Origin of the sequence: Capnocytophaga sp. oral taxon 326 str. F0382 (assembly GCF_000318295.1) — a bacterium.
In the GTDB taxonomy this organism is placed as follows: Bacteria; Bacteroidota; Bacteroidia; order Flavobacteriales; family Flavobacteriaceae; genus Capnocytophaga; species Capnocytophaga periodontitidis.
In genome coordinates this window covers 18,379-43,562 of sequence record NZ_KB291394.1, presented here as the reverse complement: position 1 = coordinate 43,562, position 25,184 = coordinate 18,379, and the positions used below count along the sequence as shown (strand labels likewise).

Below are 25,184 nucleotides of genomic sequence, written 5' to 3'. Positions count from 1 at the left end.
TAATTTCTAATTTCTAATTCCTATCTTGATATACTTTCTTTGGTCATTAAGTTTAACATCTTTCTTTCCTTCCCAAAAAAGCCCTTCAACATTAAAAGAAGCGTAAATATTTCCATTACTGCTAAAAAACAAAGGTGTTTCTTTTGTGTGATAAGGCATCCAATAATTAATTTCTGTTTGAGCTACCATTTCAATAAGAGGAATACTATCTTTTTGGATATTGTACAAAGATATTTTTGTGTAATTCATATATGTGGGGTTCGTTGTACAAAATAAATACTTGAAATCAGGAGAAAGAAAAGGTTCTTGCCCTAATTTTATTGTTTCTTTAGTATCTTTCTCTATCAAAATAAAAAATCCATATGCTACATCTCCTTGGTATGTTATGTAGGCAAGATAACGTTGTAAAGGTGCTATCCACCATACTTTTTCACAATTACTCCATTCTATATTTTCTTTCTCTACTTCATAAGCTTGATGATTGATGTAAAGCACTCCCTCTTTGTAAGTGAAATTTTTTATTGGAGTTCTGAAATCTACTCTATTTTTCAATTCTTTTTGGTACTCTTGCTTTGATATGAGTGAAATAGTAAAATAATCAGATAGATTTTTCCCTTCTTTAGATATATCAAATTCTTTTTCACCTTCTTCTAACTCCTGAACTGCTTCTAAAATCTCTTTTGTAAGTGGGATTTCGTTATATGTACCCATATTTTCTTTCAGTAAATAACAATCCGCAGGTGATTTTATCTTATAGAAATGCTTCGACTCAGCTTCTAATTCTACAAGCTCTCCTAACTCACACTTTAAGTTAAGTTTAGCCGTTGTATCAGGGGCAGAATATATTTCAGTTGTAGGATTTATCACATACAACTCCTTCTGCTCTGGCACAAACGTTTCTACCTGCTTTTCCTCTACCGCAACACTTTCCTCTACTGGCTGTTGCCCTTGAAAGAGATTACAACCAGCAATAATAGTGTTAAAATAAAAGAGATAAAGTATTTCATAGATTAGTTATAATACTATTTACTAATTTCTAATTCCTATCTTGATATACTTTCGCGAAGGATTGTACTTCGTATAATTTATATAAAAGCACGTTTCTTTATTGATAGAAACATAAAGATTCTCTTCCTTATCCCAAAATATATCTTTCCCTTTATCATCATAAGGTGTCCAATGTGAGAGTAGAATATGCAATTTCTTCTCTACTTTAAAAGGTGAAAGACCTTTTATTTCATAAAGAATTATAAAACCTGACATATCCATTCCCTCTATTAAGCAAATGATATGCTTTTTATCAGGTGAAGCATAAGGAAAACCATCTATTTCTATTTGTTTCCCCGTTATTTCATCTATTAAGATATATCTTATCCACCCCAAAGTTGATAGTGAAACCACATATTGCCCTAATGATTCTATATACCCTTCATATTCATATATTTTAGAATCATATTGCTCTTCCTCCAATTCATCTTTGAATTTTACAATCTTATTTTTACAATTAAAAACAAGCGTTTGATTGATTTTAGAGTGCAAAAGGGTATCTTTTTTCAATAAATCAATTCCATTTTCTTGTTCTTTCAAATATTCTTCCTTACCAATAGGTGTTACTGATAAGAATTGTGAGAAATCTGTATGATCTTTTTCTCCCTCTCCATTGATAAAAATGTTATCACATCGTTCCAAAGATTCCTTTGTAAACTCTATTTCTTCACATTTCCCTATATCTTTCTTGAGAAAAAAGAACGTTTTCCCCTCATCTTCTATTCTATAAAAATGCTCTGACTCTCCCGTTATTCTCTGCCAATTCCCAAAATATCCTTCTGCATCTTCTGTAGGAGAATTTATATCAGGAATTCTATACAAAGGTGCCTTATAATTGATTACATAGCCTTCTTTTTTTATAGGCACAAAAGTTTCTCCCTCTTGTTGTATCTGTAAAGCCTCTTCCTGCTTTTCCTCTACCGCAATACTTTCCTCTGCGGGTTGTTTTCCTTGAAAGAGATTACAGCCAGCAAACAATAGTGTTAAAATAAAAGAGATAAAATATTTCATTAGTTGTAATTCGTAACTCGTCATTCGTAACTCGCAACTCGTCATTATTTCACCAGTTTCATTTCGTTTAACAGATAGCCTGCTCCAGCGTATTTATCTATAATGAAAAGCACATAGCGTATATCTACCATTATGTTGCGACATATTTTAGGATCGTAGTGAATATCACTCATTGTGCCTTCCCATACGCGGTCGAAATTGAGCCCGATGAGGTTGCCTTGCGCATCAATAGCAGGACTTCCTGAGTTTCCTCCTGTGGTGTGATTGGTCGCTATAAAGCACACGGGCATTTTGCCATTAACGCCATAGATACCGTAGTCCTTTTTCTCATAGAGTTCACGCAATTTAGCAGGTACATCAAACTCGTAATCGTTCGGTACATATTTTTCCATTACCCCATCTAAATAGGTCATATAATCATAAGTTACAGCATCTAAAGGTGAATAGCCTGCTACCTTGCCATAAGTAATGCGCAAGGTGCTGTTAGCATCGGGGAAGATGCGGTCTTGAGGTTTAGAAAACTCTAAAATAGCTTTCATATAGGTGCGTTGTAGTGCTGTAATTTCATCATCTAAGTTTTGATAAGTAGGCATTACAGTTTCGTAGAAATGAGAGATGATTTGCTCTACAAACTGCACTCCCACATCGTTTTTGAGGCGTTTTTCAAAGGCGTCATCGGGGAGGTTGAGCACTTTATCCATTTCGGCTTTAGAGGCTAAAAACGATTCTTTGTAGAGTTTATCAGCCAAAGTGTGTGCGTCAAATTGCTGAAGATTAGGAGATAGCAAGGCTTTAGGCATTGTTTTAGCATAGTAGCTAATCGCTTGTTCAAACACAGCTTTATCTACATTGAGGTCGTAGTTTTTAAATACAGTTTCAAAGTTGTTTAAAAGGTTTTTTTTGCGATTAGCGAACGATTGAGTGCCTTTTTCGCGTAGTGCATTGCGAAGTTGGAGTATTTTGTAACCATTGGCATTCAGGTCGATATTGCGCATAGCGAGTTCCGAGTGGAGGTCGGCTGCTAAAGCGTAATCTTGAATTTGAGTGTATTTTTCAGCAAATTGAGGTAGAATATGTCCGTATTCAGCAGTTTTACCGCGTTTTTCAACTTCTTTTATGAATTTTTGTTCTTGAGCGCGCTTGATAGCCACAGCGTTCGATTTTTTCAAACCTTGAGTTTCGCCTATCCATTTTTTCCAATAGTTAGCAACACTGGCATATTTAGAGGCATATTTAATTTTTATTTCGTTATTGGCGCGCATAAATCCGTCTTGGGTTTTGAGAATCACATCGCGAATGCCTATTTTAGCAGGGTTGAGTACATTCACAATTTGTTCTACAGCTACGGCAGGAAGGTACTCTTCAGTACGACCAGGATAGCCAAAGACCATTGTGAAATCACCTGCTTTCACGCCTTTGAGCGAGATGGGGAAGAAGTGTTTAGGGCGATAGGGTACATTGTCTTTGGAGTATTCGGCAGGGCGGTTGTTTTTGTCGGCATAAACGCGGAAGAGAGAAAAATCACCCGTATGGCGAGGCCACACCCAGTTATCGGTATCTGAACCAAATTTGCCAATAGAGGAGGGGGGAGCGCCTACTAAGCGTACATCTTTAAAAGTTTCAACTACAAAAAGGATATATTGGTTACCCTCATAGAATGCGCGAATGCGGTTTTCTTGCCAACTTTCTTTAGGGGAGTTTTGTACTAAAGAAGCAATATTTCTTTGTATTTGGGCATTGCGTAGGGTTTCGTCGTTGAGGTTTTGAGTATCGGCGAGTACTTTTTTAGTTACATCTTCAATACGAATGATGAAAGTAACTTCTAAATTCTTGTTAGGCAACTCTTCTGATAGATTTTTAGCCCAAAAACCATTAGTAAGATAGTCGTTTTGTACTGAAGAATGCGCTTGTATTTGTCCGTATCCACAGTGGTGGTTTGTGAGCAAGAGTCCTTGATTAGAAATTATTTCGGCAGTACAACCGCCATTGAAGTGAGGCACAGCATCTTTTAAACTCGATTTGTTGATGTTATAGATATCGGCTACCGACATTTTCATACCTAAGGATTTCATTTCCTTGGCATTCATTCCTTCGAGAAGAGAGGGTATCCACATACCACCTTGTTGAGCTGTTAAAGTAAAAGGTAAGAAGTAAAAGGTAAGAAGTAGTAGAATGAAGTTGATTTTTTTCATAGTATTGATTTAAATTAGTGCGCAAATGTAAGGAATATTTTTCTAATAAATCATTAATTTACAAATTATTTGTATTTTTGCGGATTGAATACTACATAGGTTAATTTTTAATAGTCAATTGTTAATTGAAAAAATATGAATTGGGAAAATTTACTTTCATTAAATAAATACGGGGATATTACTCCACGACCTCGTCTCAAAGAGGACGAAACACGTCTCAGTTTTGATATGGACTACGATCGTGTGGTCTTCTCAAGTGCTTTTCGTAGTCTGCAAGATAAAACACAGGTAATTCCGCTTTCTAAAACAGGTTTTGTGCATACCCGCCTCACTCATAGTATAGAAGTGTCGGTGGTAGGGCGCAGTTTGGGGCGTTCGGTTGGTAAACATCTGCTCAACAAATACCCTCACTTGCGTGAATTAGGGTATCAAACCAATGATTTTGGGGCTATTATTGCAGCGGCAGCCGTAGCTCACGATATTGGCAACCCACCTTTTGGGCATAGTGGTGAAAAAGCAATAGGTGAGTTCTTTCAGTTTAAAAAGGGAACAGCTATCAAGCACCTGCTCAGTGATGCCGAGTATGCCGATTTGTGTAACTTCGAGGGAAATGCCAATGGTTTTAGAATCCTCAACGAAACGCGCTTAGGAGTAGAGGGTGGTTTGCGCCTTACGTATGCTACTTTGGGGGCTTTCACTAAATATCCTAAAGAATCATTGCCTATACGCCCAACCAATAGAATCGCTGATAAAAAATATGGATTCTTTCAAGGTGATAAGGCTTTCTTTAAAGAAGTAGCAGATACTTTAGGGCTCAAATCGAATAGTGAGGCGGGTGAATTGCGTTATGCGCGCCATCCATTGGCTTTCTTGGTAGAGGCTGCCGATGATATTTGCTATACTATTATCGATTTTGAAGATGGTATCAACTTGGGGCTCATCAGCGAAGAAGTAGCTTTAGAATACTTGGGAGCGATTATTGATAATCGTATCAACACTCAAAAATACAGCAAGTTGCAAACAAAAGAAGAGCGCATTGCCTATTTACGTGCGGTCTCCATCGGAGCATTGGTGCAAGATGCTACCGATATTTTCTTACAGAATGAAGAGGCAATTCTCGCAGGTGATTTTCATCAATCCTTATTATACAATAGTAAATACCGTCACCAAATCACCGATGTAATCGATTGCAGTGTAGAACACATCTATCAATCGGATGAAGTAGTAGAGAAAGAAGTATCGGGTTATGTGATTTTACAACATCTATTAGACATCTTTTTTACAGCAATTATCAATCGTGAGAATGGACGAGAAACCTCATTTGATAAACTTTTGCTCAAAAAACTACCTGAAAAATACCGCAAAGAGGGGTCGATATACGACAAAGTGATGGGTATTACCTGCTATGTAGCAAGCCTTACCGATAGCAATGCACTCGAATTGCACTTAAAAACTGCCAGTCGCACCTCAAATATGTAATAATACAAAACGTTCATTATCAGTAATATTTGAAAAAAGTTTTAAAAAAAATAAAAAAAAGTCTTCAAAAAATTTGCAGGTATTGAAAATAGTTGTACTTTTGCAACCGCAATGAAGAAATGAATTGCACAATTTATTGATAAATGGTCTGGTAGTTCAGCTGGTTAGAATACATGCCTGTCACGCATGGGGTCGCGGGTTCGAGTCCCGTCCAGACCGCTTCATAAGATTTAGTTGTGTTGTTTTGTGTAAATATTTTTACACGGGTTTATAGTAAACCAATGAAAGCTTTCCTTTCTCCAAGGAGAGCTTTTCTTATTTTAACATCAATACATCAAAAATTAGCAAATTAGAAATTTGAAAAACAGCCGGTGCGGATCGCACCAAATTATAATATGATCAAGCTCATTGTTTCCGACATAGATGGTACTTTGGTGAATAACCAAAAGGAAATCCCTAATAGTTTTTGGGATGTGTTCAAAACTATTGAACAGAAAGGTATTCTTTTTTGTGCAGCAAGTGGCAGACAGTTGCAGAGTTTGCACGAACTCTTTGCGCCTATCAAAGAGCGCATTGCCTATGCTCCCGATAATGGCGCATCGCTCATCTATCAGGGAAAAACGCTTTTTGAGCGACCTATCGCTTTTACTTCTTTCTTTCCTATCTTGCGCACTTGTAACGAAATTCAGCAGATAGGCGTAGCCCTTTGCGGCAAGAAGAGTGCTTATATAAAAACCGATGATGAGTGGATTTTTGATGAGATTGCTCGTCATTATCCTGCCCATACTCGTGTAACCGATTTTGTAGCTATCGATGACGAAATTTTTAAAATAACCGTCTGTGACAGAGGTATTTCTCGCCTCAATTCCTTTCAGTATCTTAAAAAATATGCTAATGAGTTTAATGTAGTGGTATCGGGTGAGATATGGCTGGATATCACGGGTAAAGATGTGAATAAAGGTGATGCTATTGCGCACTTGCAATCACAACTGAACATCACTCCTGATGAAACTGTAGTATTTGGTGACCATTTAAACGATGTAGAGCTCATTCAGTGCGCTACTTATAGTTATGCAATGCTCAATGCGCAAGAGGAACTCAAAGCACTTGCAAACTATGTAACCGAATATGACAACAATCACGCAGGTGTAGTGCGTACCCTCGAAAAATTATTGCAATCATAAACCTAAAAATATATTACAATGGACCACAATAAAACAATTTTCATCGAAACCTATAAAGTGCGTAGCACTCAAGTGAATTTAAACAATCAGTTAGGACTATATGGGCTATTAGGAATGCTCCAAGATATCGCTGCCGAGCACGCTGCTTATTTAGGATTCGGTTACAAACAATTAGTGCAAAAAGGCTTCTTCTGGGCACTGATTCAGCAAAAACTCAAAATGAACTACTGGCCTCAGTGGAATGAGCGTATCACTGTGAAAACTTGGTCGTTACCAGTGCAAGGAGTCTATGCTTTCCGCGAGTTTGAACTCTATTACAACGACCAAAAAATAGGCGAATGTGCTAGCACTTGGATTACAATGGACATAGCCACCCGCCGCCCTATAGAACTTACTGAACAACAAGAAATTTTCCACCCGCGTACCGATGGAGGTCTTAATTTTCGCACTGAACGCATTGCGTTACCCGATGATATGCAACAAGTTAATCAATTCAAGGTACGTGTGAGTGACCTTGATATGAATGCTCACGTGAACAATGTGAAATACACTCAGTGGGCATTGGATATGATGACTGAACGCAACCACCGTGAGTTTACAATCAAAGAGTACGATATCAACTTCCTTTCCGAAACTTTTATGGGCGATGAGATGCAAGGCTTTAAGAGCAAAGGTAGGTATTTAGATGATGCTCATAATTTAGTAGAACTTTATCACTATGCTCAAAAAGTAGGAGCTTCTAAACCTGCTTTTATCTCACATTGGATAGCTGAAAGAATTTAACAAAAAACAACAAATATGAAACCAGCTATTATCATCACCCTCACTGCTCTACTTTTGGGTGCTTGTCAAAGCACTCAGTACCTCCCTACAACTACTCAATACACAATCAATCAAACTGTTGATAAGGAATTGTACATCTCCAATCACGACCAAACTAACCCTAAAAAAGTGGCGTTCTACTACGAAAATCTACACAATATAGTAATCGATGGCAAAGGACAGAATCTAGTGTTTCACGGTACAATTTTGCCTTTTGTAGTGAAAAACTGTAGCAATCTCACTCTTCGTAACTTCTCAATAGATTTTGCGACCCCTTACCTCCGACAGTTACAAATTACCGAGGTAGATAGCCTCCACAATAGTGTAAAGGCGCGTTTATACCCCGAAGGCAATTATAAAATTCACGATAATAAACTCTCTTTCACAGGCGAAGACTATGAAGAAAAACCTTTTGGAGGAATGGTTTTTGCCTCAAATAAACACTTGGCTTATCGCCGTGCCGATGTCCCTTTTTCTCCTACCAAAATTGTTGAACTTGCTCCTAACGAATTTTATATAGAGGGAATGGGCAAATCGCCTTTTCTACAAGTAGACGAGCGCTTTGTGTTGCGCACTTATTCCCGTCCCACACCTGCTATTTTTGTAACCGAAAGCAAAAATATAACTCTTGAGAATATCACAGTACACAATGTGCAAGGGATGGGGCTGTTGGCTCAACTCACTGAAAATATGACTCTTGATAAGTTTCGAGTAGCGATAGAGGAAGGGAGTGAACGTTTTTTTCCCACCCAAGCCGATGCTACGCATTTTTCAGCTTGTAAAGGAAAAATACGCTCAGTAAATGGTTTGTATGAAGGTATGGCTGATGATGCTATCAATGTGCACGGCACTTACTTGAAAGTCATTACTCGTGAAAATGATTATACCATCAAAGCGCAATATATGCACCCTCAGTCGTGGGGATTCCTTTGGGGAGAAGTGGGTGACCAAGTGCAATTTGTCGCTGCTAAAACAATGGAAACTATAGGTGATAAAACTTATAAAATTCACCAAATAAAATCTGTTGATAAACCTACTGAAGTAGGGGCTAAAATATTTGAAATCACTTTCGATAAACCTTTACCTGCTGAGGTAAACCCCGATACGCCTTGTGGGGTAGAAAATCTTACTTGGACGCCTAAAGTGCTTTTCAAAAACAACATTGTGCGCAACAATCGGGCACGAGGGGCACTTTTTAGTACCCCTAAAAAAGTGGTGTGCTGTAACAATCTATTCGACCATACTCACGGGGCTGCTATCTTGCTCTGTGGCGATTGCAATGGTTGGTACGAAACGGGCGCTTGCCGCAATGTGAGCATCAAAAACAATCGTTTTATAAATGCACTTACTGCCAACTATCAGTTCACGAATGCTATTATCTCTATCTACCCCGAAATCCCTAACTTAGAGGCTCAACAAAAATATTTTCACTCTAATATATGCATTGAGGATAATGTTTTTGAAACTTTTGACGAACCCATTCTTTACGCCAAATCAGTAAAAAATCTTATCTATCGCAATAATAAGATTATCAAAAATGAGGAGTTCAAACCGTTTCATTGGAATAAAGAGCGCTTTAAGTTGGAACGTGTTAAAAATGTAAAGATACAGGATTAGAGAATTAGAAAATTAACAAATCTATTATTATGAAACTATATTATGTACTACTGCTTTTAGCTTTTCCTCTTTCAGCACAAATAAATGTAGTGCCACAGCCTAATGAAGTGCATTACTATAAAGGCAGTTGTAAGGTGAATACCCCCATTACTTATATAACAGAACCTACTATTGCCAATCCCGAAGGCTATCAGTTAGTTATTCAACCTCGAAAAATTATCATTAAGTACAGCACTGAAGCTGGAAAGTACTATGCAACACAAACACTTAGGCAATTGATATTTCAGGCAAAAAAAGAACACAAAGAATCCTTGCTTTGTCTCACCATTACCGATGCCCCTCGTTTTGCCTATCGCGCCCTAATGGTAGACCCCGCGCGTCACTATTGGAAAATAGAGGATTTGAAAAAGTATATCGATGTGATGTCGCAATACAAATTCAACTACTTACATTTGCATCTCAACGACGACCAAGGCTGGCGCATAGAGATTAAAAAATATCCCAAGCTGACAGAAATAGGGGCTAAGCGAACAGATTTTGAAGGAAGCAAGCGCAATAATGAAGGCTTTTATACCCAAGAAGAAATGAAAGACTTGGTGCGGTATGCTTTAGAACGCAATGTGCAACTCATCCCTGAGTTTGATGTGCCAGGGCATAATGATGCCGCAGTGGCAGCTTATCCATTTCTCAGTTGTAACGATACAATTATAGGAGTACGCACTACTGCTGGGGTTTCTAAGAATTTGTTATGTGTATCCAAAGAAGAAGTTTTTACTTTTATAGACGATGTTATCAGTGAGTTATCAGAGGTATTTCCTTGTAAATATTTTCATATAGGTGGCGATGAAGCTCCTTTGGATAAATGGCTTGAAAATCCGAAAGTGCAACAGCTTAAAAAAGAAGTACAAATTACGAACGACCAGCAACTGATGAGTGAGTTTTTCAAAAGGGTAAATGAGTTCTTAGTGAAAAATGGCAAGCAACCTCTCATTTGGATGGAACTCGAAGTGCCTACTTATCCTCAAAATAGTGCTATGTATTTGTGGCGGATGCACACTACCCCTCAGGTGTTAGAACGCGCTAAAAAAGATAATTTCAAAGTAATATGTTCACCGGGAGAGTATGCTTATTTTGATTATCCACAGGCTAAAGACGATTTGCCTAATGTAGACTGGATGCCTACCCTCACGCTACAACAAGTATATGAATTTAACCCCGCTTTTTCTCTCACTCCACAAGAAGAAAAACAGCATATTTTAGGAGTAGAAGCTACCCTATGGGGCGAAAGTGTAAAAGACCTTTTTAGAGCTTTTTATATGACCTATCCGCGCGCCCTCGCCCTCTCCGAAGTAGGTTGGACAAAAATGCAACAGCGTTCTTGGAAGTCGTTTACCAATAGGTTAGAAGGTCAATTGAGTTATTTATTGCAACAAGGAGTCAATTACAGACCTCCTGTGGAGTTATCTCCTTTTTTTCGTCATTCGTATTTCGTATTTCGTAATTATTTATTACTTTTGCCCTCTGTAACAAAAATTTAAACCAATGAATACCGTAAATCGTTTATTCGATATACCTTATTATCAACAATCTAAACACCCTTTAGAGGTCGCTTTTGCTACCAAATACAACGGTGAGTGGGCAAAAACCTCTACCGCTGAATATATCCAAAAAGTGAATACCGTAAGCCGAGGCTTATTGCGCTTAGGCATTGAAAAAAATGATAAAATAGCGGTCATTTCAAGCACTAATCGCACCGAATGGCACGTGCTCGACATCGGGATTTTACAAGTAGGCGCACAGAATGTACCTATCTATCCCACAATCAACTTAGAGGATTTCGAGTATATTCTCAACCATTCGGAATGTAAATACTGTGTCGTTTCCGATAAAGAACTATGGGAAAAAATCTCTTCTATCCAAGATAAATTACCTCATCTAAAAACTATCTTTACCTTCAACGAAGTACCTTATGCTCACCATTGGCAAGAAATCCTCGATTTAGGCGCCGATGAGAGTAATCAATCTGAAGTGGAAACACGCAAAGATAGTATTCAAAAAGACGATTTAGCGACTATCATCTACACTTCCGGCACTACCAGCCGCCCAAAAGGGGTAATGCTCTCTCATTGGAATATCATCTCTAACATACTGAACTGCCAAGACCGTTTGCCTATTAGTGAAGGCTCTACAGCGCTCAGCTTTTTGCCTGTGTGCCACGTGTTTGAACGTATGCTCACCTACTTGTATCAGTACGATTGCCTAAATGTTTATTTTGCCGAATCTCTCGATAAAATCAGTGATAACTTACGCGAAGTAAAACCGCATATCATTACAGTAGTACCCCGACTCATAGAGAAGATTTACGACAAAATCTTCGCAAAAGGGGCAGAACTTAAAGGGATTAAACGCAAACTCTTCTTTTGGGCACTCGATTTGGGCTTCCAATACGAACCTTATGGCGCTAATGGTGCTTGGTATGAGTTCAAACTGAAAATTGCACGCAAACTCATCTTTAGCAAATGGCGCGAAGCCTTAGGTGGACGCATACAAATGATTGTCTCTGGTAGCGCTGCCCTCTCACCGCGTTTGGCTAAGGTGTTCTCTGCCGCAGGACTCAAAATTATGGAAGGTTATGGTCTTACCGAAACCGCTCCCGTTATTGCAGTAAACCGCGAATCGGGAAGATTCTGGAAAATAGGCACCGTAGGGAAACCTATTGTCAATATAGATGTAAAAATTGCCGAAGACGGTGAAATACTTGTGAAAGGCGAAAACGTAATGTTAGGCTACTATAAAGACCCTGAGCAAACAGCTGAAAACATCACCGATGGATTCTTCCACACAGGCGATATAGGCGAGCTTGACGCTGATGGCTTCCTTAAAATCACCGACCGCAAGAAGGAAATCTTCAAAACTTCAGGCGGTAAGTACGTATCACCTCAGCTAATAGAAAACCAATTGAAACTCTCTCGTTTCATCGAGAATGCAATGGTAGTAGGCGAAGGTGAAAAGATGCCTGCTGCTATTATTCAGCTCAACTTCCCATTTGTAAAAGAATGGGCACGCCGCCACAAAGTACAATTAGGTAAAACCAACGAAGAGATTATACAAAATCAAGCCGTTCACAATCGTATTGCCCAAGAAGTCGAAAAAGTAAACAGCCATCTCGGAAAGTGGGAACAAGTAAAACTTTTTGATTTCACCCCCGATGAATGGACAATAGATGGTGGTCACCTCACCCCTACCCTCAAACTTAAACGACGTGTTATTAAAGAAAAATATATAGACATTTACAACAAGTTCTACAACAAGTGAGAGAAATAACCGATATTACTACTTTTACTACCCAGCAGCCTACGGTGCTCACCATAGGTACATTTGATGGTGTGCATTTAGGACATCAAAAAATTGTTGAAAGAGTTGTAACAACCGCACACCAAGAAGGGCTTTTGGCTACTGTATTCACTTTTTTTCCGCATCCGCGAATGGTAGTGCAACACGACAAAGGCTTAAAACTCATTCACACTTTGGAAGAGAAAAAGCAACTACTCCAGCAATTAGGGGTCGATTTGCTCGTCGTGCAACCTTTTAATGAGGCTTTTGCCCAACTTACTGCCGAAGAGTTCGTAAGTACTATCTTAGTACAACGCCTCAACGTAAAGAAAGTGATTATCGGTTACGACCACCGTTTTGGGCGCAATCGCACAGCCAATATAGACGATATGCGTTTATTTGGTGAAAAGTATGGATTTGCTGTAGAAGAAATATCGGTGCAAGAAGTAGATGAAGTATCGGTAAGTTCCACCAAAATCCGAGAAGCGTTGAATAAAGGCGATGTTACCACTGCCGAGCATTACCTCGGGACTCCTTACAGCCTCACAGGCACGGTAGTACACGGATTTAAATTGGGGCGCACCTTAGGCTACCCTACTGCTAATATACAAGTAACCGAAGACTACAAACTCATTCCCAAAGATGGCGTATATGCCGTGTATAGCTACATTGGCGGTCGTAAAGTCTATGGAATGATGAGCATTGGCAAGAACCCTACTATCAAAGGAAAAGGAGCGTCTATCGAGGTGTATTTCTTTGACTTCAACGGCGACCTTTACGACCAAAAACTCACCATTGAGTTTGTACAATACCTACGTGAAGAACAGAAATTCGATACTATCGACCTCCTTAAAAAACAATTACAAGATGACGAAACAGCAGCGCGCAAAGCAATTGCGGTATGACAAAGCCTATATGCGTATGGCAATGGAATGGGCTAAACTCTCCTATTCACAACGCAAGCAAGTAGGTGCTATAATGGTAAAAGACCGTATGATTATTTCTGACGGTTATAATGGTACACCCACCGGTTTTGATAACTGTTGTGAAGATGAGGAAGGCAATACTCACTGGTATGTATTGCACGCCGAAGCCAATGCAATAATGAAAGTCGCCTCGTCTACACAATCGTCAGAAGGAGCAACGCTCTATATCACAATGTCACCTTGTAAAGAGTGCAGTAAACTCATCTACCAATCGGGTATCAAGCGCGTGGTGTATAAGGAAGGCTATCGCGACAACGAGGGCTTAGCTTTTCTCGAAAAAGCAGGTGTAGAAGTCGTCCATTTAGAAGATATAAGTGAATAAAAAAATAAAAATAAGTGCTATTTCTTTGGTAGTTAGAAAATATTTACTACCTTTGCGCCCGAAAAAATTCGTACATAATAATCATTAAATTAATATTGGAATGTATTTAACTAAAGAAGTAAAAGCGGAAATTTTTAAAAAGTACGCAGGTTCAGAAACCAACACTGGTTCAGCAGAAGGGCAAATCGCTCTTTTTACCCTTAGAATCAATCACCTTACAGAACACTTAAAGGTAAATCGCAAAGATTTCAATACCGAGCGTTCATTGGTGAAATTGGTAGGTAAACGCAGAAGTTTGCTCGATTATTTGAAAAATAACGATATCGAGAGATACCGTGCGATTATCAAAGAACTAAACATCAGAAAATAAGCAATACTAAGGAGGCTTTGTGCCTCCTTTTGTTTATTACAGCAGTTTTTCATTGGTTAATCCCTAAAGCCCTCAACACAACAATTATTAATTTATTAATTCACAAAAAGAATGATTCCAGAAGTTAAAAAAGAAATCATCGATTTAGGCGATGGTCGTACCATCTCTATCGAAACTGGCAAGTTGGCTAAACAAGCCGACGGCGCTGTTGTGGTGCAAATGGGCAATGCGATGCTATTGGCAACCGTAGTATCGGCTAAAGAAATCAATCCTGAAACTGACTTTTTACCTCTTACAGTAGACTATCGTGAGAAGTTTGCAGCGGCAGGTCGTTTCCCTGGGGGCTTCTTCAAACGCGAAGCACGCCCTAGCGATCAAGAAATCTTGACAATGCGCTTGGTTGACCGCGTATTGCGCCCGCTATTCCCCAAAGATTATCACGCTGAAACACAAGTGATGATCCAGCTTATCTCTCACGATGAGAATGTAATGCCCGATGCTTTAGCAGGTCTTGCTGCTTCTGCTTGTTTGGCTGTGTCTGACATTCCGTTTGATGGTCCTATTTCCGAAGTACGCGTAGGTCGTGTGAACGGTCAATTTATCGTAAACCCAAGTCGTGAACAATTAGAAGCTTCTGACATCGATATTATGGTAGGTGCTTCTAAAGATTTTGTGGCAATGGTAGAAGGTGAAATGGACGAGGTGAGCGAAAAAGATATGGCTGAAGCTATCAAATTTGCACACGAAGCTATCAAACCTCATATCGAAGCGCAATTGCGTTTGGCTGAAAAAGTAGGTAAAACTGAAAAACGCACCTACGATCCTGAAGTAGAAAACGAAGAAGTAAAAGCAAAAGTTTACGATTTTGCTTACAATAAATGTTATGCTATAGCCAAAGAAAACACTACTAAACAAGAACGCGGTGAAAAGTTCGCCGCAGTAAAAGAAGAGTGTTTGGCGCTCTTTACTGAAGAGGAATTAGAAGAGCTTACTCCTATCATCACTCGTTATTTCGGAGATGCTGAAAAAGAAGCTGTTCGTAACCTTATCTTAAACGAAAATATCCGTTTAGATGGTCGTAACACTACTCAAATACGTCCTATTTGGTGTGAAGTAGGCTACTTGCCGTCAGCACACGGTTCATCTATCTTTACACGTGGTGAAACCCAGTCTCTTACTACCGTTACCTTAGGAACTTCACGCGAAGCAAACGTAATCGATTTACCTTCAGAACAAGGTGAAGAACGTTTCTACTTGCATTACAACTTCCCTCCTTTCTCAACAGGTGAAGCACGCCCATTGCGCGGAACATCACGCCGTGAGATAGGTCACGGTAACTTAGCACAACGCGCCCTCAAACGTATGATCCCTGAAGATTGCCCTTATACCGTTCGTGTAGTTTCTGAAATCTTGGAATCTAACGGTTCTTCTTCAATGGCAACTGTGTGTGCAGGTACTTTAGCCTTGATGGATTCAGGGGTACAAATGGTAAAACCTGTATCGGGTATTGCTATGGGACTCATCACCGATGGCGAGCGTTATGCAGTACTTTCCGATATCTTAGGTGATGAAGACCACTTAGGGGATATGGACTTCAAAGTAACCGGTACAGCCGATGGTATTACCGCTTGCCAAATGGACATCAAAATCAAAGGTCTTTCTTACGAAATACTCGAAAAAGCTTTGAACCAAGCCCGCGAAGGACGTATGCACATCTTAGGCAAAATCACTGATACTATTGCCAAACCTAACCCAACAGTGAAACCTCACGCACCTAAAATTGTTAAGATGGATATGCCTAAGGAATACATCGGAGCATTTATCGGTACGGGTGGTAAGAACATTCAAGATTTGCAAGCGCGCACAAATACTACTATTGTGGTAGAAGAAGTGGGCGAATTGGGCATCATAGAAATCTTAGGTACCGACGAAGCTGGTATTCAAGAAGCTATTGAGGCAGTAAACGCAGTGAAATTTGAACCTGTAGAAGGAGAAACTTACACTGTAAAAGTAGTGCGCTTGGTAGAATTTGGGGCTTTTGTAGAGTTTGTTCCTGGTAAAGACTCTTTGCTCCACATCTCTGAAGTATCTTGGGATAGAATCGACAAAATAGAAGATGCTCTTAAAGAAGGTGATATCATAGAAGTGAAATACCTTGGCATCGACCCTAAAACCAAGAAAACAAGAGTATCACGCAAAGCCTTGTTGCCACGTCCACCACGCGAAGAGCGCCCTGACCGTCCAGCGAGAGAAGACCGCCCAAAATCAGATAAACCTTACAACGGTAAACCTCGCAACGACCGCCCTAAAGGACACAATAATAACCAAAAACCACGTCAAGAATAGCAAAAAACTTTGTCAAAGTCTCAAAATTTAACAAAGCCTATCATAGAATTTTTGTATTCATAATATTTTTTAAACCGAAGATTTGGTACTTTTATAGTATAAAGTTTTCGGTTTTTCTTTTTTTTAGTATCTTTGCCTTCAGATAAAAGATTTCAAAAATGAAACCCTTTCTAATTTCAATAATAACTGATGTGATTGATGCGCCTATAACATTGGTATATAATATTGTTACTGATAACAATAACTTTCAGTGGCGAAAGGAAGTGGAGAATATTGAGTTATTAGAAGACGGATTTATTGAATATTACAAAGGCGGAGGACACACACTTTTTAACAATATTCAAAAGAAAGAAAATGAGTATTATGCCTTTACAATGCAACACAAACTTTTCTATGGAGAATGGGAAGGAAAGTTTGAATCGTATAACGGAGGTACTAAAGTTTGCTTTCAAGAGAAAATACATATCAAAAACTTCTTTTTAAGACTCATAGCGCCTCTCTTTTGGAATTTAAAACGGACACAACAAAACTATATTACCGCATTAAAAGCAGAAGTATATGGAAACAAATAAATATATACATTTGTGGTTACCTATAATGGGACTACACGCTTTACATCAAGTAGAAGAGAGTATTTCATTCTGGCAATGGTATATTGACTTTGTAGATAAGATACCCCAATGGTTGCAACTCCCCAGAATTGCTGAGAATGCTCATTTAGCTAATGAACACCCTGAATATTTTATAGGAGCTTCTATAGGACAACTCGTTTTGGTAGTGGTCATTGCTTTTTTATGTCGAAAGAACGAAAAAGCTACAAGAATTGCTCTTGGGATATACCTCGCAGGATTGACTTTCTTCTTGGTATGGCATATCTTGGTAAGCTATTTCACCCATTCTTATTCTCCCGTAATGGTAAGCTGCCTCATAGGGGTTTATCTCATTCCAAAATGGGGGTATATGTTGTTTAAAAGATAGAAACCAATGACTATTTCAGAAATTATACAAACTTACAGAGTACTTGGTTTAGAATCCTCGTTGAATTATAATGAATTCAACAAGATTCTTATTACCAGTCACTCTACCCGTATAGAAGGCTCTACTTTAACTTTAAACGAAACTCGCGTACTGATTGAAGAAGGCAACACTCCTAATGGTAAGCCTCTATTGTTTGCCAATCAAACTAAAGATCATTATGAGGCATTGAATTTTGTACTAAAAGAAGCTACACAACAACGACTTCTATCAGTAACTTTTATTCAGGAAATAGCTGCCAAAGTGATGAAAACTACAGGAGAAGTGCTTACTAATGCCTTAGGTACTGTAGATGCCAGCAAAGGTGAATTGCGTAAGGTGAGAGTAACCGCAGGAGGTGTATCGTTTATGAGTTTTGAAAAAGTACCGGCAGCATTAGAGCAGTTAGTAAAAAAACTAAATGAACTACTCCCTAAGCAAACTACCGAAGAAGCTCAATTAGCACTGTCATTTTATGCTCATTATGAGTTAGTGAATATTCACCCTTTTCTCGACGGCAATGGCAGAACCTCCCGCCTACTGATGAACTTTATTCAGCAGTGGTATGGTTTGCCTTTGGGGATTGTATTCGCAGAAGATAAAGCTGCTTATTACGAGGCTTTGAACTCTGTGCGAACGAACGAAAACTTTGAGGCATATAATGCTTTTATGTTCAGTCAGTACGCTAAACATTTGCAAAATGAGATTGCTAAAGAAAAGGAATTTCGAGAAAAAGAAGACAAAACCATAGAATGGAAATTTTAAAATAAATATGAAGAAAATTGATAAACTATATGAGCAATGGCAAGCTCTGCAACCTTTAAGAGAGAACAAACAACACTTGCTCTGCTAATATATGGTGCTATGGTGGATAACACATCACTTCTTGAAGTCTCTCCTCAACAAAATAGAAAATATATGAACAATACAGATAAAGAACAATGGTTTTGGAATATTATAGCTAATGCTAAAGAAGATAGAGAGCTATTGCGAACTATTCTTATGGAATTTAGCAAGGATAATATCGTTGCATTTCAAGAAATTTTTGTAGATTTGGCAGCTGAATTGCAATGTGAACCCTTTACCAATTATATTGAAGAATCTGAAGATGGTGTGGAAGATGTGTCACATTGGGTAGTGAGCAAAGGTAGAACATATTATGAGAAAATACTCAAACATCCTGAGCTAATACCCTATAGTATAAAAGGAAATGATAGTGATACTATTCTTTATGGAATTGCCGATGAAGTATGTTTAGACAAATATAATGATGTAACAGGTATTTATTGATAATAGGTTCAACTCTTGATTTGTGATTTTAGATAATAATAGATAAAAAAGATAACGAAAAATAGAAAAACAACTATGAAAAAATGGATTATAGGAGCGGTCATAGCCGCTGTAGCCGCTGTAGGCTTCTTTATTTATCGCGCTGTATTGGTAGGCAATACAGCTTTTCAAACCCAAGAAGAAATAGTATATATCCCTACAGGAGCTGATTTTAGCGAGGTATTACACCTGATAAGTCCACTACTGAAAGACCCTACCTCTTTTACTCAAGTAGCCAAACGTATGGGCTATGCCGATAAAGTTAAAGCAGGTAAATACATCATCAAAAAAGGGGCTACCAATATAGATATCGTACGCACACTTCGCAATCGCAATACTCCTGTAAAACTCAAATTTAACAATCAGGAGCGATTAGAAGACTTTGCTGGGCGCATTGCTGCTCAAATAGAACCCGATAGCGCTACTCTAATGCGCGCTTTCTTAAACCCTAACTTCCTCAAAGAAAACGGTTTCACCGATGCTACTGCATTGGCGATGTACATTCCTAATACCTATGAGTTTTATTGGAATACCTCGGCAGAAGAATTTCGCGACCGTATGCTCAAAGAGTATGAACGTTTTTGGACGCCTGAACGCAAAGCTCAAGCACAAAAGCAAGACCTTACGCCTATAGGGGTCAGTATATTGGCTTCTATCGTACAAAAAGAAACTGCTAAAGTTGATGAGCGCCCACGCATTGCCGGAGTTTACCTCAACCGCTTGCATAGCAATATGATGTTGCAAGCCGACCCTACTGCTATTTTTGGTTACAAAAACCATCTGGGAGACTACACACTCGTTATCAAACGCGTTACAGGACTGCATACAAGTTTGGAAAATCCTTATAATACCTATCAAAATTACGGTTTACCTATAGGTTTGATCACTATGCCCGATATTTCGTCTATCGAGGCGGTACTCAATCCCGAACAACACGATTATTTCTTCTTTGCTGCCGATACCGAAAACTTTGGTTATCACAAGTTCTCACGCACCTTTTTGCAACACTCTCAAGAAGCTAAAAAATATCACAAATGGGCTGATGAAAAAGGCGTTAAATAGTGTAAGCCTCAAGGGAAATAACCAAAGATAAATAATGATACAAAAAGCCTTCCCCTCTTATTTACGCAAAAATGCTACTAAAATTGCAGATTTCCTACAGCAAAATGACCCTAAAAGCTTCAAAACTATAGGAACGGAAGTCGTTTGCCTCAATAGGGAAGTTTTAGAGTTACCTCAAAGAGTCTATTTTGGGGAGTTCAACACTCAAAACCTGACTTTAGTCCAAGAGCAAATGCTTAATTGTTTGTATTTGTGTCATCACAATGGACATCTAAGAGAGTATTATTTAAGAGAATTGTTGTTAGCAGTAAAAAAAGATTTTGCTTTGCCCTTTATAGCCAAACTTTTTGGTGATTATGTCATAGAAATATTAGAAGTGCTTCAACGCGAACTTCCTAATAACACTCGTGATAGATTGAAGGTCTTCTTTCGTGCAAATTCTCTCTACCAAAAGCGTATAGAAAGCCGTATTGCCAGTTATTGGGACTGTTTCTATAGAAATGCACATCCTAATTTCAAAAAATATATAGGATATAAATTATTCCAATCAATCACTAACAACTAACAAATTTGCTAATTTGCTAATTAACCATTACCTTTGCCTCATAATAATAAAAAAATATACTATGGATTTTTTAACAGGAAAACCGCTATCGGATACTATTTACGACACTCTTTTTAAGGCAGAAAAGGAGCTTATCATCATTTCACCTTATATTCAGTTAGGTGATTACCTCAAAGACAATATCTTTAAACAGCTTTTAAACAACTCCAAACTGCATATACTTATTGGGTTTGGAAAAACTTCTTCCAACGGAGATGATAACTTTAAGCGTGAAGATATTGAGTACTTCTTGAACTTCCCGAATATCACAATGGTGTATATTCCACAGTTACACGGACAATATTATGCTAACGAGAAACAATCGGTGATTACCTCTATGAACTTGTTGGATTACTCGCTGGAAAATAAGGTAGAGTTTGGCGTACTTGCCGAAAAAGCCCTCACCGACCTTGTAAACAAAAACAACTTCTTCGAGACTTCCAAAAATACCATTATGAGTGTACTCGATAGCGGTTACACTGTCTTTGCTAAACGCCCTAACTACAACAAGAAGTTTTTAGGTTTGGCAAAAGACTACGTAGGCTCTACCGTACATTTGGATTTAGTAAATGATGTATTGTCTAACAGAGCCGTAAAACCTATCCGTTACTCTTCTTTTGTACCCGAAAACTATACAAATACCGATAACAGACTGCCTGTAGACCCTGAACCTACTCCTGAAAAAGCAGTACAAGAGGAAGCACCACAAGCTACTCCACAAGAAACAGTACAACCCATTGCTCAAGCTGCTTCACTAGAAAAAAAAGGACATTGTATTCATTGTCATACCGAGATTCCTTTTAACCCATTGATGCCTTTATGCGAGAGCTGTTATCAAGAGTGGGCGAAGTACGGCAACCGTTTTTATGAGGAAAAATACTGCCATTGTTGTGGTGAAGAGAAAAAAGTAACTGTAGCAACGCCTTTGTGTTATAGTTGTTATGCCAAACAATCGTAAAATAAAAGAAATGACCTCACTCATTACTCAAAAAGACCAAATCATCGCGCAAATGCGTGCAGAACTCTCAACAACTATTGAGGAAGACCGTTACTATACTGAAGAAAATATAACCGATTGTAACGCACATTTGGAGGCTTTCTTAGCGCAATTGAAAAAATCTAATCAAGCCACTGATAAACAGTCCTACCTCGCAGAAGCTATACAAACCCTCTGCGAGCAACTCTCTACTTTTAATAACCCAGAGGAAGAAGAAATGCCTGAATTCCTTTGGGGTTTTCTTTACAATGGCTATACGGTAGAGATTTCTAACTTTATTCGTGAAGCAGCTTTAGCGTATGGAGTTAAACCTATTTCTAATGAAATAAAAATCAGTAGCTGTTACTTGAGACTTGCCGATTTTGATTGTTTTTCAGTAGTATTAGGAAGTATAGAAGAGGAAAATTTTGCGCGTTTGGAATATGATCCTAAGGCACATCAATTCTATTATGACGAAAACCCTTATGGTGATCCTTATCCCCTACCTCTTTACAATGTACAAGTAAAACCTGACTATAGTGAACTATCTTTTGAAGTGCTTTCAAGGGATAAACTTCAACACTTCTGCTTCTTGGCGCAATATCCATCGGATAAGGTGTGGATTAAAACTATTTACAATTTGCATACTAAGCAAGTACTCTTACATAGACGAGAAAAACACTGGAGTAGTATTACATTTGCAACAGAAAAGGGAAAGCTGTATGACTTAGATGCTACTCAATATGATAACGAAGGGCATATAATTCCCTCTGCTGAAGAAGGTGGTGGTTTTAGTGTATTTACTACGGGAATCAATGAAGAGAACAAACTACAAAGTCGCAATGAAATTGCCGATACAAAGATTTTGTTCGAAAAGACATTTTTTAGGGATGCTCGTGAAGAAGAATGGCGACTTTATGAACTTCAGCATATTGCCATACAAAATGGAGTAGTAACCATTACTTCTACTGATGTAGTTAGAACACGTGACGAAAATTGGCAACTAATAACAGGAACTATCACTCCTATAAGTCTCAGTTACGAACTGAAAAACAGCGATTTTGTATTACACTTCATTGAAGAAGTAATCAATGTAACAAACCAATGAAAAAACTAAAATTCCCTACTCCCTATACGGTACTAATGTTGGTAATTATTTTAGCTGCCAGCCTTACTTTTTTATTGCCTTCAGGAACTTATAACACCTTACAGTATAACAAAGCAAACAATACTTTTGTAATTCACACTTCCGATAGTACTTATGTGCTACCTGCTACACAAGAACAGCTCAATCATCTGGGTATCAATATTCAATTGAGCAAATTCAAAGAGGAGAAAATACGCAAACCTATCTCAATCCCCAATACGTATGTACAGAGCAAACCACATCATCAAGGCGTTAAATCCGTGCTCTTTGCCCCTATCAAAGGGATTTACGACACTATTGATATTATATTGTTCGTGTTAGTATTAGGGGGCTTTATAGGGGTATTCAACAGTTCGGGAGCTCTAAATATGGGGGTTGGCTATTTAGCTCACAAACTCAAAGGGCGTGAGGGGCTCCTCATCATTCTGCTCACTACACTTTTGGCATTAGGAGGTACATCTTTTGGCTTAGGCGAAGAAACTTTTGTATTCTACCCTATGTTAGTTCCTATTTTCTTGGCAGCAGGCTACGACCTAATGGTACCGCTGGCAGTAATCTACATAGGTGCTAACATAGGCACATTGGCATCAACTACCAATCCGTTTGCAGTGATTATCGCTTCCGATGCCGCTGGAGTAGATTGGACATCAGGATTGAGTATTCGCATTATCGCTTTGGTTTTGTGTATTGTGATAAGCATTATTTATATTATCCACTATGCCGAAAAAGTACGCAAACATCCCGAAAAATCAATTGTATATGGAGTAGCCATCCCCGAAATATACACTTCTAACAGCTCCGAACCTACCACTTCACTCAAACTTTCTACCAAAATAGAGCTCTTAGTATTTGCGTTCTCATTTGTGATTATGATCATAGGTGTATCGCAATGGGAATGGGATTTTATGGATATGACTGCACTGTTTTTGGTAGCTGCTATTGCTATTGCATTCTTGCAACGTTGTGGCGAACAGCAATTCATCACTCAATTTATGGCAGGAGCTCGTGATTTATTGGGCGTTGCTTTTATCATTGGAATAGCCAGAGGGGTATCGTTTATATTAAACGACGGACAAATATCGGGTACTATTTTGCATTACGCTACCAGCCTTGTGCAAGGAATGTCGCCAATGGTCTTTCTGCCAATGCTAATGCTTATTTTTGGGCTACTCAGTTTGTTTATATCCTCCTCCTCTGGAATGGCAGTGCTCACGATGCCTATTATAGGGTCATTGGCTTCGGTTGTAGGAGTAGAAGGGCATAGTGTGGTGAGTGCCTACCTTTTTGGAATGGGGATAATGGCTTTTATCACCCCTACCGGACTCATATTGCCTTCACTAACAATGGTAAATATCAACTACAAACAATGGTTGCGTTTCATCTCGCCATTGGCACTCATTCTTATAATAGTACTCACTATTTTATTGCTGCTCTAACTAAATATATTTATCTAACCAAACTATTATAAATATTTTTTTTATTCAAGATAAAGTTATACCTTTGCAAAAAGTTTCATTAAGTTTTTTAAAGGTAAGGGCTTTGCCCACCAGAAAATGGGAATGCGATACTATAAGCAATTGATAGTTGTTAAGCCGAGTTTTCGCCTTTAAAAAACTTAAAATCAAACACTACCTTGAATATCTTTATTTGAGGTAGTTTTTTTATTTAAAATAAAAATACAGAACTTATGAATATCACTTTTATCATTATTCTTGTTGCTACAATTGCAATAAGTTATCACGGTTTCAACAACCCTACTTTCTTCAACCGCTACAAGTTCAATGTAGGAGCGGTGCAAAAAGGCGATTATGTGCGCCTGTTATCTTCTGGTTTTCTCCACGCCGATTGGCAACATCTCATTTTTAATATGGTTTCACTCTATTTCTTTCAAGATGTGATTATCGGTTCTATGGGTAACCTACTATTCTTGCTCATCTATTTTGGCTCAATGCTACTGGGGAGTATCTTTAGTTTGCGTATCTATAAACATCAACCCTATTACTCTGCCATAGGAGCTTCGGGAGCTGTATCGGGGATTATCTTTGCCGCTATTGCTCTATATCCTAAAGCGTTAAGTGTAAACTTCTTACCGGGTTGGCTCTTTGGAGCGTTATACTTTGGCTATTCGGTATTTATGATGTTCAACCCACAACAAGGCGACAACTTAGGGCACGCAGCTCATTTAGGAGGTGCACTCTTTGGCTTAGCGGTCGTAGTAGTTTATGCCCCTGAAGTAGTGATACACCACGCTTTCTATTTAGGAGTTATGGCATTGCCTTTAGGCTATATGGGAGTGCGGTTGTTGAAAAAATGAGGAAATTAGAAAATGTGAAAATTAGAAAA

The 25,184-nt window shown here is 38.5% G+C and carries 23 protein-coding genes and 1 tRNA gene; 21 read left to right on the top strand and 3 right to left on the bottom strand.

Annotated features, from left to right (window positions below):
• Positions 1-6: 6 nt before the first annotated feature.
• The 3 genes from HMPREF9073_RS05130 to HMPREF9073_RS05120 all read right to left on the bottom strand — a co-directional run bounded on the left by HMPREF9073_RS05130 (position 7) and on the right by HMPREF9073_RS05120 (position 4,250).
• Complete coding sequence (locus HMPREF9073_RS05130) at positions 7-867, bottom strand: hypothetical protein (RefSeq protein ID WP_034555437.1); 861 nt, start codon at positions 865-867, stop codon at positions 7-9.
• A 162-nt stretch (positions 868-1,029) separates the two neighbouring features.
• Positions 1,030-2,058 (bottom strand): hypothetical protein, encoded by a 1,029-nt coding sequence (locus HMPREF9073_RS05125; protein WP_034555435.1) that lies wholly within the window; start codon positions 2,056-2,058, stop codon positions 1,030-1,032.
• 44 nt (positions 2,059-2,102) lie between these two features.
• Positions 2,103-4,250 (bottom strand): S46 family peptidase, encoded by a 2,148-nt coding sequence (locus HMPREF9073_RS05120; protein WP_009412937.1) that lies wholly within the window; start codon positions 4,248-4,250, stop codon positions 2,103-2,105.
• A 135-nt stretch (positions 4,251-4,385) separates the two neighbouring features.
• On the opposite strand from HMPREF9073_RS05120, the gene dgt reads away from it, so the two are divergent.
• The 21 genes from dgt (at position 4,386) to HMPREF9073_RS05015 (ending at position 25,155) form a co-directional block, all read left to right on the top strand.
• Positions 4,386-5,729, top strand: a complete 1,344-nt coding sequence (dgt, locus tag HMPREF9073_RS05115; protein WP_009412936.1) for a dGTP triphosphohydrolase — start codon at positions 4,386-4,388, stop codon at positions 5,727-5,729.
• A 145-nt stretch (positions 5,730-5,874) separates the two neighbouring features.
• Positions 5,875-5,948 (top strand) — tRNA-Asp (locus HMPREF9073_RS05110).
• 176 nt (positions 5,949-6,124) lie between these two features.
• Complete coding sequence (locus HMPREF9073_RS05105; RefSeq protein ID WP_009412935.1) at positions 6,125-6,913, top strand: Cof-type HAD-IIB family hydrolase; 789 nt, start codon at positions 6,125-6,127, stop codon at positions 6,911-6,913.
• An 18-nt stretch (positions 6,914-6,931) separates the two neighbouring features.
• Positions 6,932-7,696: an acyl-[acyl-carrier-protein] thioesterase gene (locus HMPREF9073_RS05100; protein WP_009412934.1), complete on the top strand. Its 765-nt coding sequence runs from the start codon at positions 6,932-6,934 to the stop codon at positions 7,694-7,696.
• Between the two features lie 15 nt (positions 7,697-7,711).
• Positions 7,712-9,352 (top strand): hypothetical protein, encoded by a 1,641-nt coding sequence (locus HMPREF9073_RS05095; protein WP_009412933.1) that lies wholly within the window; start codon positions 7,712-7,714, stop codon positions 9,350-9,352.
• Between the two features lie 26 nt (positions 9,353-9,378).
• Entirely contained in the window at positions 9,379-10,890 is a 1,512-nt protein-coding gene (locus tag HMPREF9073_RS05090) for a beta-N-acetylhexosaminidase (RefSeq protein ID WP_369699433.1), read from the top strand.
• A gap of 4 nt (positions 10,891-10,894) precedes the next feature.
• Positions 10,895-12,667, top strand: coding sequence for a long-chain fatty acid--CoA ligase (locus HMPREF9073_RS05085; RefSeq protein WP_009412931.1), 1,773 nt, complete (start codon positions 10,895-10,897; stop codon positions 12,665-12,667).
• Positions 12,664-13,590, top strand: a complete 927-nt coding sequence (locus HMPREF9073_RS05080; RefSeq protein ID WP_009412930.1) for a bifunctional riboflavin kinase/FAD synthetase — start codon at positions 12,664-12,666, stop codon at positions 13,588-13,590. The genes HMPREF9073_RS05085 and HMPREF9073_RS05080 overlap by 4 nt, the downstream gene beginning before the upstream one ends.
• Positions 13,553-13,993 (top strand): dCMP deaminase family protein, encoded by a 441-nt coding sequence (locus HMPREF9073_RS05075; protein WP_034555433.1) that lies wholly within the window; start codon positions 13,553-13,555, stop codon positions 13,991-13,993. The genes HMPREF9073_RS05080 and HMPREF9073_RS05075 overlap by 38 nt, the downstream gene beginning before the upstream one ends.
• 100 nt (positions 13,994-14,093) lie before the next feature.
• Positions 14,094-14,363, top strand: coding sequence for a 30S ribosomal protein S15 (gene rpsO / locus HMPREF9073_RS05070; RefSeq protein ID WP_002677173.1), 270 nt, complete (start codon positions 14,094-14,096; stop codon positions 14,361-14,363).
• Between the two features lie 111 nt (positions 14,364-14,474).
• The gene (locus HMPREF9073_RS05065; protein WP_009412928.1) at positions 14,475-16,709 is read left to right on the top strand and encodes a polyribonucleotide nucleotidyltransferase; all 2,235 of its coding nucleotides are present in this window, start codon (positions 14,475-14,477) and stop codon (positions 16,707-16,709) included.
• A gap of 158 nt (positions 16,710-16,867) precedes the next feature.
• Complete coding sequence (locus HMPREF9073_RS05060) at positions 16,868-17,281, top strand: SRPBCC family protein (RefSeq protein WP_009412927.1); 414 nt, start codon at positions 16,868-16,870, stop codon at positions 17,279-17,281.
• Positions 17,268-17,687 carry an HXXEE domain-containing protein gene (locus HMPREF9073_RS05055; protein ID WP_009412926.1) on the top strand — a complete coding sequence of 140 codons (420 nt, stop codon included), beginning with the start codon at positions 17,268-17,270 and terminating at the stop codon, positions 17,685-17,687. Before HMPREF9073_RS05060 ends, HMPREF9073_RS05055 begins: the two co-directional genes overlap by 14 nt.
• Positions 17,688-17,693: 6 nt before the next feature.
• Positions 17,694-18,488, top strand: coding sequence for a Fic family protein (locus tag HMPREF9073_RS05050; RefSeq protein WP_009412925.1), 795 nt, complete (start codon positions 17,694-17,696; stop codon positions 18,486-18,488).
• A 36-nt stretch (positions 18,489-18,524) separates the two neighbouring features.
• On the top strand, positions 18,525-19,013 hold the full coding sequence (locus tag HMPREF9073_RS05045) for a DUF4240 domain-containing protein (RefSeq protein ID WP_009412924.1): 489 nt from the start codon (positions 18,525-18,527) through the stop codon (positions 19,011-19,013).
• Between the two features lie 75 nt (positions 19,014-19,088).
• Complete coding sequence (gene mltG / locus HMPREF9073_RS05040; protein ID WP_009412923.1) at positions 19,089-20,114, top strand: endolytic transglycosylase MltG; 1,026 nt, start codon at positions 19,089-19,091, stop codon at positions 20,112-20,114.
• 34 nt (positions 20,115-20,148) lie between these two features.
• The gene (locus tag HMPREF9073_RS05035) at positions 20,149-20,679 is read left to right on the top strand and encodes a hypothetical protein (protein WP_009412922.1); all 531 of its coding nucleotides are present in this window, start codon (positions 20,149-20,151) and stop codon (positions 20,677-20,679) included.
• 61 nt (positions 20,680-20,740) lie between these two features.
• On the top strand, positions 20,741-21,676 hold the full coding sequence (locus HMPREF9073_RS05030; protein ID WP_009412921.1) for a hypothetical protein: 936 nt from the start codon (positions 20,741-20,743) through the stop codon (positions 21,674-21,676).
• Between the two features lie 10 nt (positions 21,677-21,686).
• Positions 21,687-22,802 (top strand): hypothetical protein, encoded by a 1,116-nt coding sequence (locus HMPREF9073_RS05025; RefSeq protein ID WP_034555441.1) that lies wholly within the window; start codon positions 21,687-21,689, stop codon positions 22,800-22,802.
• Positions 22,799-24,277, top strand: a complete 1,479-nt coding sequence (locus HMPREF9073_RS05020; RefSeq protein ID WP_009412919.1) for a YfcC family protein — start codon at positions 22,799-22,801, stop codon at positions 24,275-24,277. The genes HMPREF9073_RS05025 and HMPREF9073_RS05020 overlap by 4 nt, the downstream gene beginning before the upstream one ends.
• A gap of 251 nt (positions 24,278-24,528) precedes the next feature.
• Positions 24,529-25,155, top strand: a complete 627-nt coding sequence (locus HMPREF9073_RS05015) for a rhomboid family intramembrane serine protease (protein ID WP_009412918.1) — start codon at positions 24,529-24,531, stop codon at positions 25,153-25,155.
• Positions 25,156-25,184 lie beyond the last annotated feature (29 nt).